The 10,303-nt window shown below is 35.0% G+C and carries 12 protein-coding genes; 9 read left to right on the top strand and 3 right to left on the bottom strand.

Features of this window, described 5'->3' with window-relative positions; genetic code table 11:
* Positions 1–173: 173 nt before the first annotated feature.
* From EA365_15515 to grpE, 5 genes are read left to right on the top strand one after another with little or no spacing between them, the layout of a single operon-like run.
* Positions 174–749: a LysM domain-containing protein gene (locus EA365_15515; GenBank protein ID TVQ42310.1), complete on the top strand. Its 576-nt coding sequence runs from the start codon at positions 174–176 to the stop codon at positions 747–749.
* 3 nt (positions 750–752) lie between these two features.
* Positions 753–1,508: a hypothetical protein gene (locus tag EA365_15510; protein ID TVQ42309.1), complete on the top strand. Its 756-nt coding sequence runs from the start codon at positions 753–755 to the stop codon at positions 1,506–1,508.
* Positions 1,509–1,556: 48 nt separating this feature from the next.
* Complete coding sequence (locus EA365_15505; GenBank protein TVQ42308.1) at positions 1,557–3,821, top strand: hypothetical protein; 2,265 nt, start codon at positions 1,557–1,559, stop codon at positions 3,819–3,821.
* Positions 3,814–4,182 carry a molecular chaperone DnaJ gene (locus EA365_15500; GenBank protein TVQ42307.1) on the top strand — a complete coding sequence of 123 codons (369 nt, stop codon included), beginning with the start codon at positions 3,814–3,816 and terminating at the stop codon, positions 4,180–4,182. The genes EA365_15505 and EA365_15500 overlap by 8 nt, the downstream gene beginning before the upstream one ends.
* Positions 4,164–4,673, top strand: coding sequence for a nucleotide exchange factor GrpE (grpE, locus tag EA365_15495; GenBank protein TVQ42306.1), 510 nt, complete (start codon positions 4,164–4,166; stop codon positions 4,671–4,673). The genes EA365_15500 and grpE overlap by 19 nt, the downstream gene beginning before the upstream one ends.
* A 94-nt stretch (positions 4,674–4,767) precedes the next feature.
* Here grpE and EA365_15490 read toward each other — a convergent pair whose 3' ends face one another.
* Together EA365_15490 and EA365_15485 are read right to left on the bottom strand one after the other, a co-directional pair.
* Positions 4,768–4,971 carry a hypothetical protein gene (locus EA365_15490; GenBank protein ID TVQ42305.1) on the bottom strand — a complete coding sequence of 68 codons (204 nt, stop codon included), beginning with the start codon at positions 4,969–4,971 and terminating at the stop codon, positions 4,768–4,770.
* A gap of 40 nt (positions 4,972–5,011) precedes the next feature.
* Positions 5,012–6,331: a hypothetical protein gene (locus EA365_15485; protein ID TVQ42304.1), complete on the bottom strand. Its 1,320-nt coding sequence runs from the start codon at positions 6,329–6,331 to the stop codon at positions 5,012–5,014.
* A 13-nt stretch (positions 6,332–6,344) separates the two neighbouring features.
* Here EA365_15485 and EA365_15480 point away from each other — a divergent pair, with 13 nt between their 5' ends.
* Positions 6,345–6,881 (top strand): alpha/beta hydrolase, encoded by a 537-nt coding sequence (locus EA365_15480; protein TVQ42303.1) that lies wholly within the window; start codon positions 6,345–6,347, stop codon positions 6,879–6,881.
* 18 nt (positions 6,882–6,899) lie between these two features.
* On the opposite strand, the gene EA365_15475 is transcribed toward EA365_15480, so the two are convergent.
* Positions 6,900–7,094: a hypothetical protein gene (locus EA365_15475; GenBank protein TVQ42302.1), complete on the bottom strand. Its 195-nt coding sequence runs from the start codon at positions 7,092–7,094 to the stop codon at positions 6,900–6,902.
* A gap of 56 nt (positions 7,095–7,150) precedes the next feature.
* Between EA365_15475 and EA365_15470 the strand changes: the two genes are divergently transcribed.
* The 3 genes from EA365_15470 to EA365_15460 form a co-directional block, all read left to right on the top strand.
* On the top strand, positions 7,151–8,791 hold the full coding sequence (locus EA365_15470; GenBank protein ID TVQ42301.1) for an AarF/ABC1/UbiB kinase family protein: 1,641 nt from the start codon (positions 7,151–7,153) through the stop codon (positions 8,789–8,791).
* An 8-nt stretch (positions 8,792–8,799) separates the two neighbouring features.
* Positions 8,800–9,741 carry a GntR family transcriptional regulator gene (locus tag EA365_15465; protein TVQ42300.1) on the top strand — a complete coding sequence of 314 codons (942 nt, stop codon included), beginning with the start codon at positions 8,800–8,802 and terminating at the stop codon, positions 9,739–9,741.
* 212 nt (positions 9,742–9,953) lie between these two features.
* On the top strand, positions 9,954–10,303 hold a 350-nt coding region (locus EA365_15460), incomplete at its 3' end, for a serine/threonine protein kinase (GenBank protein TVQ42299.1).

The raw sequence follows: 10,303 nt of genomic DNA, 5'->3' as shown, positions 1-10,303 counted from the left end.
TAATTAAAAAAGTGGGGATGGGCATCGCCTCACTCAAAAACGGTCAATCATCTCTTAAGGTGAAAGATAAGAAGCCTACACCATAATCTTTGATTCGGTGTAGGAGTATGTCACCACAGGAATTACTAAATGATTTCGGTGTTAGGTAAAAGGGTGTAGGGTGTAGGGTGTAGTTGCTATTATTCCGATATATCATACTCCCCCGTCTCCCCATCTCCCCACTCTCCCCGTCTCCCACTCTCCCCCTCTCCCCTATGACTATCCTCTTAAATTGTCCCGTATGCGATCGCACTTCCATCGAAAGCAATATTTGTCCCAATTGCGAAACCGATTTAACTACCCTGCGCATGTTAGCAGAATTACCCGAGGTAAAACCTACCCAATCTCTAAGATTATTATTGCCCTGGTTAATCTTATTACCCCTACTTACCCTAGGTTTACTCCTAGGGAGTCTGTTTTGGTTACCTCGTTATCAACCTCAAGTTAATCAATCGGAAATTCTCCCCCCTCCTGAAACTATCATCGTGGAATCATCCCCCCCACAATCAGATAATTGCGGAGGTTTCTACTATACCGTTACTTTCGGTGATTCTCTCTCCCTAATCGCCCAAAAATTTTACGCTAATCTCGATAATTGGGAGTTAATCGCTACCGCTAATCCCTTAATTCAAAACAGAACAGATTTATTATACGTGGGAGAAACTCTCTTTATCCCTAATCTCCCTCAAAATTGTCCCCTACAGGAGTAAATTATGCTTAAGTTTATTATATTGATACCTTTAATTATTATATTATTAGTAGGTAGTCTAGTTATACTTCCAATTACTTTAAGACAGTTAGTTAATTATCTAATATCTTGTCAAAGACAACAAATTTTCTCAACTTTTCGTCGTCATAATATTAGTAATGATGAATTAGAATTACATTTTTTTGGGGATTGTTTGTGGAGACGACTAGAACAAGAAAATGATGAAGAATTACATTTTGTCAGAGATTGGTTGTGGAGATTAGAAACAGAAAACCTGGATTTGTATGATGAGTTAAAACAATTTCATGAATTGGTTTATCAACCCCACTATCATAGCCAGTTAAATTACTACTTAAAATCAATATTAATCCATTTAGAAAATTCTCAATTTTTTGAAGATGAATTTGGTATTTTTTTGAGTAATTGGTTCTGGGAAATACCACACAAACATTTGTTGATTAATCGGTTAACAAACTTGTGGAGTATATGTGAAAATCTGAATTATGAACAATTATTTTTTTTGAGTAATTGGTTGTGCAAACTAGAAAAAGAAAACCTGGATTTGTTTAATGATTTAAAGCAAATTTATGAAAGGTTTTTACATCATAAATTCTTGGTATTTTCGTATATTTGTAATAATTATTATTATAGAGGTTTAGATTCTTACTTATTGACTATATTTATTTTACAAGATTCTCAATTAATAAATGAATTGTATCAAACTTATACTCTTAATCCAGAAATTTTAACTAAATTATAAACAATCAACGAAAAAATAGAATCTTGTTATAATTCTAAGTTTGAGATAATGCTAAGAAAACTACTAGGTTTTCTAATTATTTTTCTTGTTAAATTAGAAAATAAGATTATTCTTCTTTTTGATCGTTTTGACCCATTGGGATTGTCAGAGTTAACTTATAGAGGTAGAACTTATGATTGGCAATATCTTAATAATTTGATTATAAGTAATAAAGCTTATAAATACTTAAAATATTTTTGGGAAACTCCCGATTTAAGACCAGTTAAAAGAAATAGCGAAAAACATCGACAATTTCTGAGTAAATATAATGAAGGTCAAAGTCTTGTAGAGAAAGCATATTATATTCAAGCTTTGCAAAAATTTCAAGAAGCTAGTCAGATATATGCACCAGAAAAGTTAGCAGAATTAATATACTTATGTCAACAGAAAAGCCAAGAAGAACAACTATATAACCAACAACTTTTCACCATCAAACAGAAAATAAAAACAGGTAAACTACTAGAAGCGCAAAAAGAATTAAGAGGAATTTTAACTAAATTTAGACGTCAGGATGGAGAAGATATTCTTAAAAATCTAGACAGAATCATTAAAGGAAAAATAGCCTTTCAAGCCGGATTAAAAGCCGAAAAGAATAAACAATGGTTAGAAGCAGAACAAAAATATAAACTAGCTAAAGAAAATCTGACCGAATTAACCGAAGTAACTCTTAGACTAGGAATAATCGCTGTTAAACAAGCCAAATATCCCCTAGCAATTACAAGATTAGCAGGATTAACGGCAAAAGAAGCAAGCTACTGGAGAGGATATGCTTATAGTCAACAAAAGAAATGGCAACAAGCAAAACAAGAATGGAAAAATATACCAGATTTAGCCGTAAAAAAACAACTAGAAACTATTCAATATTTACAAGCAAAAGAGCAACTGGTCACAATCAACAAGATTAAAGAAGCAGTAAGCAACAACCAATTAGAAGAAGCTAGAGAAATAAGCTTAGCATATCTAGCTCAATTTGGGACAGACTCTAGGGTAGAATATAACCTCTATCAACATATTTTACCTAGTTTAAATAACCAAAGCTGGTCAAGTAAAAATTGGCGTAAAATTAGTGAAGCAACCGAACAAGAATGGCTACAAAATAAAGATATTACTTCCTTGCATAACTGGAATGTCGCTAATTATTACTATTATCAAGAAACAAAACAACCCCAACAACTAACTAAATTAATCTCTTCTTGGTCAACAGCGATCGCCAATTTACAGTCTAACCCACTTTGGGATAATCTACCCTGGTTAACCAGGAACATGATTAACACCGAAGAATTAACAACCAATCTACAAACACTCTTAGAAACCCTGATTGACTCCTATAAAGATACCAAGATAGACACCTATTATCAACTCCGAGACAAATATCGTCGCGAATTACTAGCAATCAAACTTATGCAAAAAAGTAATCAAGGAGTCAAAATCAATAACCTCTGGATTACTCCCCAATCTTATCAAGAATATCAAACTTATTTCCCACAAACCAAAATTCCTAACCAAATCTGGGGTACACTATATACTGATTGGGGATTAGCTATAGCTGCTTGTCTAGAAGGCGATCGCTCTCGTGGTTTCCAACTACAACCCTCCCAAAAACCAACAACAGAGATAGAAAAATATGCAGCGCAATATCTAGACTATCAGATTGGTTGCTATTATCTCCAACAAAAACAATGGCAAAAAGCCATTAAACCCTTAGAAGAGAATAAAAACCTGATTACTAACTCAGCAGATTACCTCGCAGAAGTCAATCAACTCTGTCAACTCCAACGTCAAGAATTAGACGAGAAAGACTTAGACACAAAACTAGAATTTGCTCAATTTTGGCGAACATTATTATCTACACCCGAAGCAAATAGTTATTTTGCTCAATTAAGAGTAAGTCAAATCGCTAATAGTTTAAACGAAGAAACGATGACGGAAACAGAAGCTATTAAACAACTAAAATTGCTGCAAACTATCGATAGAGATAATCCCCTGGTTGATAATCTTCTCCAAATAGTTTTAGAAAGACAAGAACTTTTAGAAATATTTAACTTAATGGAAAATGGAAGATTTACAGCAGGAATTGACAAAGCTAAATCATCAACAAATCAAGGTTTACGTAATCAAGTTGCTCACTTTTGTTTAGAGATATCAATAGATGCTGCTAATAATAATACTCTCCCCAGAGAAGAAGTGATACAATTAGTAAAATGGGCTTATGAATTAGATCCAACAGATACAGAGTGTCGAGAACTTTATTATCAAATTTTGCGTCATGTTTAATCATCTTTTAACCACCAATCCCTATGATATCCTAGAAGTATCAAACAGCGCTTCTAATACCGAAATTACTAAAGCTTTTACCCTAGCGATGAAACGCAAAAAATATGCTCTAGATTTAATTGCTCAAGCGCGCAAATCCTTGTTAAATCAAGAAGATCGTCTGATAGCTGACTACTTACGTCCCCATTTAGTCACAGTTAAACGCTTTAAAGCTCAAGATACTTCTCTCCTAGAAAAACCTGTACAAACTTTAGATTATCTCTCTCAATTTGACAATCTAGAAGAAGTAATTAGCGCTAGTGGTGACGAGGGAAAAATTGATCAAAAATTAGGACAAAATTTATGGCAGAATATAAAATAAGTGCTGAAGAAAAGTTAAAACTTGAGCAAGAAATAGCTGATTTATATAAACACAAAAGTACTTTAATTCAACAAATAAGAGAGCAAAAACAACAACATCAAGCTCAAAATGAAGAGTTATTTATAGATATATTAGAAGTATTTGATTCTTTAGAATTTTTAATTAATTATCTGCAAGAAAATCCCGAATTAACTCCACAAGCACTAAAACGCTTACCTAAATCTGTACAAAGCATCCAAAAAAAGTTATTATTACTCCTAGCTAAAAGAAAGGTTAATAAAATTGAATTTACACAAGCAAAACCTGATTTTAATTTCTGTCAAGTAATTGACCAAGAAATCAGAGACGACATAGAAGAGCATAATATTACTAAAATAACTCGTCAAGGCTTTGATTATGATGGTAAAATTTTACGACCAGTTGAAGTCATTGTCGCTAAATCATCAGATACGGATACCGTAACCCAAGGCGGCGATTTCTCAAGTAAGTAAGCGATCGAAGCACTTAGATCGATTTAACCATTTTTCTGATCAGCCAAAAAGGGAGAATAGTTATCCTCCCTGATATATTAATTAGAATGGCGCTTTAAGCTGTGGTAGTAGTGGTAGCAGTAGATGTATCATCCTCATCGATTTGACGTTCTACGGTTTGAATCGCTGCGTTAATTCCGGCTAATTTGGCTTCTAAATCATCACGCATCCATTTTAGGAATTGTAAACGACGTTCATTGTAGGAACGACGAGAGTAGGATGATTTACCACAACAAAGGGTTTCCCAAGGTAAAAACATATTATCTCCAGTTTAATTGTGCTTAACACTAATTAATATTTTAATTGGATTCTAAGCGTCTTAACCACTCTTGATCAATTTCGTCAGCTTGTTCGAGATTTTGGGTGAGTAAATCCTTTTCGGTAGAATAGGTAATATCCTCATCTGTAAGGACTTTTTGAGAGGCAAAATTACGCGCATAAGCTATCTTCTTGCGAAGACTATCAGAAGCTTGAGTTAGTAGATTAGCTTGAGTTTCTCTCCCTTGATTACGTTGTTGGATTCCTCGATTTTTACCCTGTAGCCAAAAATAACGACCAAGAGGGATGGTTAAAAAGGAAATTGCGTAAACCCACAATAACCCGTAGATGGAGTCGATGAAAACGATAAAGTCTCCTAATTCAGTGACATACTCATCTTGAAGGAAATAACCTAAAACTAAAGCAAGAATGAAATTAACGCTACCAAGGGCGATCGCCCCCATAATTTGACCACTACTTGCTTGACTAAATTTCCAGAGTTTTTCTTTGAGATAGGGTAGGATATTCTGGCGTTGATTTTCTTTCGCTGTGACTTGTAACTCTGGGAAATAATAAATAATGTCTCCTGAGTCTGATACTTCTGGATAACCATTAAAACGAGTCAACACAGGGAGAATATAACCTTCATCGTCGGTATTAGTGACATTATCTAAATAGGGGGCGATTTGTTCAGCGACGATCGCCCCTTGATTATTACGGATAACTGTACCAATCGTTTGCCAACGTTCTTCGTCTAATCCACTATTGGGGTTACCATCACCGAATAAGAATGAGAATATAGACTCTATAAAACTCATCTGGTTATTTTCAGTGACAGGTCTTCGCTGTGGTGTAGAATAGCCATAATCCCAGTTAAACACTCGGAAAGAATAGGGACTAAACCAGAATCTAGGCACAAACACCATACCACCTAAACCACCGCTAGAACTACTAGACCTACTAGAACTACTACCAGAATTATCGTCTCTATTGCTACTTGCACTCAAACCAACAATAATAACTATTATAGCTGCAAGCATCAGTAGAATAGAAAGAATCAAGGCAATACCAAAGCTAATGCGAATCAGATAAAATAAAACTCGCCAGACTTTTCCCCACCATTGTTGCCACCGTAATTGCCAGTATTTATTGCGGAGAATACCACGGAGATTGCGAGGAAACAGATAGACAATTTCACCTGTATTGGCTACTTGAAGATGTCCACCAGTATCAGCAGCTAAAGCTAATAACTCTTGTTGTGCTAAATTTATCTCTAATCCCGCTTTCGCTGCGACATCACCTACCGTCACACGGTAGCCTAGTTTTTCGACAGAATTGATAACAGCGCTTAAGGGTTTCATGTACTCTGTTTAGATGCTAAAATTACCATACTTAACTCTCATTATAACTTTCTTATTTAGCCTAGCTGTGGGGGTAATCCATACTCCCATAAATGCTTTGGCTGCTGAAATGCTAGTTTTAAAGAGTGGTTGGATTCAAGCTACTATTCCTGTAGAAGATTTAGAGAATTTAGTTAAATATAATCAAGTTTCGCCAAAATTAGCCTATTATCTCGACAAAACTAACTCTAAACCTGATGATTTACGTACTATTCTCAGTCAAGAGATAGCAGTAAATGCTGTTACCTTATCAAAAATCCTTAATAGTCCGATAGGAGAAAGACTCTTAGATTTACTCTCAGAAATAATTATGACTCCTAGTGGGAGGGCTAGTCGTGAATCTTTACGTGGTGCGTTGGTGACTTCTGCTTTAGATGATCATAGCATTAGTTTACTGGAGATACTGATTAATTATCCTACCGCTGAGGTGCATTTAGACGGCGATCGCTTAACCAAAGTTTACAATAGGTTTAGCCAGATTTTAGAATTAGTGCTAGAGTTAAAACTCTAACACCGAGTGTGAATATATCTAATAAGCTAAAGTTTCTAAAGTTTCGCGGAGATAATTGAGAATATGAGCATCAAGATGTTCTTGTGTTAACTGAGATTCAATTCCTTTTTCTTGTAACCAACTTCTAAAACCAGAACTATGAGCGATCGCCTGTTTGAGACTGTCCCACAATTCGTGATCATGAGCAAATTGAGATGTTTTTGAGCTTGCCATAGGTCTTTACTGTAAAACTTAACTATATTTATTATATTCACTCTAGATAAACAAAAATGTTCGCTCTTACTCAATATACCAATCGTCAACGAGAAATTATCGAAGTTGTTTTACGCAATGGTTGGGATTATATGCGAGGATTACTCACAGGAGGTAAACCCAATGAACCCCAATTACCTACCCCCGCGGTTTTGCGTAATATCCTGATTGAATTAGGCCCTGTTTACGTTAAGCTAGGACAACTACTCTCTACACGTCCCGATTTATTACCCGCTGAATATATAGAAGCACTCAGCGAACTACAAGCGAACGTTCCCCCTGTACACTGGTCAGAAATTGAAAGACTGCTTCGTAATCAGTTGTCAGATACCCTGGAAAAGGTTTTTAGTCAAATTAACCCAGAAGCGATCGCCGCTGGTTCAATTGGACAAGTACATCGTGCTACTTTGCGTACTGGAGAAGAAGTAGCACTGAAAGTACAACGACCTAATATCGAAGAAGTAGTTAATCAAGACATATCCCTGATTAAGGGGATCGCTGAATTAGTATCTCTGACCGATTTTGGTAAGGACTATGATATCATTGCTTTAGCGGCTGAATTTACTAGCGCACTTAAAGCTGAACTAGATTTTACTAGAGAAGCAACTTACACCGACAAACTACGTCAAAATATAGCCAAAGGAGAATGGTTTAACCCCCAAGATTTAGTTATACCTAAAATCTATTGGGAGTTGACCTCTTCTAAAGTTTTAGTCTTAGAATGGTTAGAAGGTGTTCCCCTCTTAACTGCAAAGTTTCCCGATCCTACTAAGGAAGAAGAACAACGTCAAAAAATTACCACTCTGTTATTTAGAGTCTTTTTTCAACAGTTGTATATAGATGGTTTTTTCCACGCAGATCCTCATCCTGGTAATTTATTTTATCTGCAAAATGGTAAGGTAGCTTTATTAGATTGTGGGATGATTGGACGTTTAGATCCTCGTACTCAAAAAATCCTCATTGAAATGTTATTAGCAATAGTGGATCTCGACGCGGAACGTTGTAGTGAGTTAACCTTAGATTTAGCTGATAGTAATACTACGATTAATCTCATCGACCTGCAAAACGATTATGATCGTATGCTCAGAAAATATTATAATCTGAGTGTCTCAGAGATTAATTTTAGTGAGGTATTCTACGAGGTCTTAGCGATCGCCCGTAATAATAAAATAAAGTTACCAGGGAATATGGGTTTATACGCGAAAACCCTCGCTAATTTAGAAGGGGTAGCGCGTAGTTTTTATCCCCAAGTCAACCTACTCGATGAAGTTAAACCCTTGGTAACTGATTTGTTTCGACGTCAGTTAATCGGAGAGAATCCCTCTTCTACTTTATTACGAACTGCGTTAGATTTAAAAAATCTCTCCTTGCGATCACCTCGTAAATTGGATTTACTCTTAGAAAGAGTTACCTCAGAAACCATTACTTGGAATATTAATCTACAAAATTTAGATAACCTCAGAAAAAGTATCGATGATTCGGCTAATCGTCTTTCTTTTAGTATTTTAGTCGGTTCTTTAATTATGGGTGCGGCGATTATTTCGGCTAATTCTGGAACTAGTCAGCTACTGGTTTTAAGTAATATTCTTTTTACTGCTGCTAGTTTTCTAGGATTATGGTTAATTATTAGTATTTTGCGTTCAGGAAAACTTAGATAAGGGTGTATATGTTTCGTTTACAAATTCAATTAGATAACGAGATTTCTATCTCTCAACAACTATTTGAACAAATTCAATTCGCGATCGCTTCTCGTCATTATACACCTGGACAACGTTTACCGAGTACTCGACAATTAGCCCAACAATTAAATATTCATCGCAATACCGTTAGTAGAGTTTACCAACTATTAGAAACTCAAGGGTTAGTTGAATTAAAACAAGGTTCAGGAATCTACGTCAAAAACCCAGCTAAACAGCTAAATTATGTTAATCAAAGTATCTCGGAGACTATCGATAATTTATTGAAAGAAGGTTTTAATTTAAATGAAATAAAAGAACAATTTACTCAACAAATAGACTATCGTTTAGCTTGTTTAGAAACCATTATTGTAACTACTCCCGAATCAGATTTAGAAGCGGGAGAGTTAATCTGTCAAGAATTAACCACAGTTTTAAACAGGGAAATACAATTAATATCTTTAGAAAAATTAGCTACTTACTTAAGAAAAAAAACTTTAGCAACAGTGATAACTAGTCGCTATTTTCTTCAGCAAATCACAGAAATACTTAAATACATTCCCTCTAGTTTATTGATAGTAGATATCTATAATTTTCACAAAGAATTAGCCATAATTAAACAACTCCCAACAGGAATTTATCTAGGTTTAGTAAGTTTAAGTAAAGGAACTTTAGACATAGCCGAAAAGATAATTAAATCTGTACGTGGAGAAGAAATAATCATTATTAGTGCGCAATCTAAACAGCAAGAGAAATTAAATCGTTTAGTCAAATCTAGTCAAATAATTATCAGCGATCGCCCTAGTAGCAAATATCTAGAATCAGCCTTAGCTATAACTAGAGAAGAATTAAGAAGTTTTCCCCGTCTCATCTGGATTGAAAACTATATTAGTCAAGATTCTTTAGAATTTTTACAAAAATTATTTCCTTAAAAAATCCTCGCCTTTATAATCTACATTAAATTCAGATAAAGTCATAGCGATCGCAGTGCAAAACTCTATTGACACTCCCCCACTAAATGCTACCGTATTATAACGGGAGTCCTCTCCCGCGATTAAAATAGTTAAATAATTCAGCTCATCTACTTAAAAGTCAATTAACTTCAGATGATATAATTGTAACTATAATGTCTAGAAACTGACCTATGTCTTTTTGTCTGAATCCCCCTTGTCCAAAACCAGACAACCCTGATACTAATAAATTCTGTCACGGTTGTGGTAGCAAGTTAGCCGAAAGTAGCCAGAGTTATGACTTTGACCATTATCGCATCATCAAACTACTCGGAGAAGGAGGATTTGGACGTACCTATCTAGCTGAGGATATAGAATTATTCAATAAGAAAGTGGTTATTAAAAAACTACTCAGTAGTCAAGGTAATAACCCTAAAATTATCGAACTCTTTACTAGAGAAGCAGAACAACTATTTAAACTCTCTCATTCACAGATTCCCCAAGTCTATCGTTACTTTAGCAAAGATAATAACTTTTACCTGAT

The organism is Gloeocapsa sp. DLM2.Bin57 (genome assembly GCA_007693955.1).
Taxonomy (GTDB): domain Bacteria; phylum Cyanobacteriota; class Cyanobacteriia; order Cyanobacteriales; family Gloeocapsaceae; genus Gloeocapsa.
The sequence above is the reverse complement of the archived record's forward strand: the minus strand, read 5'-3'. Positions and strand labels throughout refer to the sequence as shown.

Excerpts from the sequence above, each read along its gene's own strand:
- EA365_15500 (TVQ42307.1), top strand. The coding sequence starts at position 3,814 with ATGTTTAATCATCTTTTAACCACCAATCCCTATGATATCCTAGAAGTA.
- EA365_15510 (TVQ42309.1), top strand. The coding sequence starts at position 753 with ATGCTTAAGTTTATTATATTGATACCTTTAATTATTATATTATTAGTA.
- EA365_15475 (TVQ42302.1), bottom strand. The coding sequence starts at position 7,094 with ATGGCAAGCTCAAAAACATCTCAATTTGCTCATGATCACGAATTGTGG.
- EA365_15470 (TVQ42301.1), top strand. The coding sequence starts at position 7,151 with ATGTTCGCTCTTACTCAATATACCAATCGTCAACGAGAAATTATCGAA.
- EA365_15485 (TVQ42304.1), bottom strand. The coding sequence starts at position 6,331 with ATGAAACCCTTAAGCGCTGTTATCAATTCTGTCGAAAAACTAGGCTAC.
- EA365_15480 (TVQ42303.1), top strand. The coding sequence starts at position 6,345 with ATGCTAAAATTACCATACTTAACTCTCATTATAACTTTCTTATTTAGC.
- grpE (TVQ42306.1), top strand. The coding sequence starts at position 4,164 with ATGGCAGAATATAAAATAAGTGCTGAAGAAAAGTTAAAACTTGAGCAA.
- EA365_15465 (TVQ42300.1), top strand. The coding sequence starts at position 8,800 with ATGTTTCGTTTACAAATTCAATTAGATAACGAGATTTCTATCTCTCAA.
- EA365_15490 (TVQ42305.1), bottom strand. The coding sequence starts at position 4,971 with ATGTTTTTACCTTGGGAAACCCTTTGTTGTGGTAAATCATCCTACTCT.
- EA365_15505 (TVQ42308.1), top strand. The coding sequence starts at position 1,557 with ATGCTAAGAAAACTACTAGGTTTTCTAATTATTTTTCTTGTTAAATTA.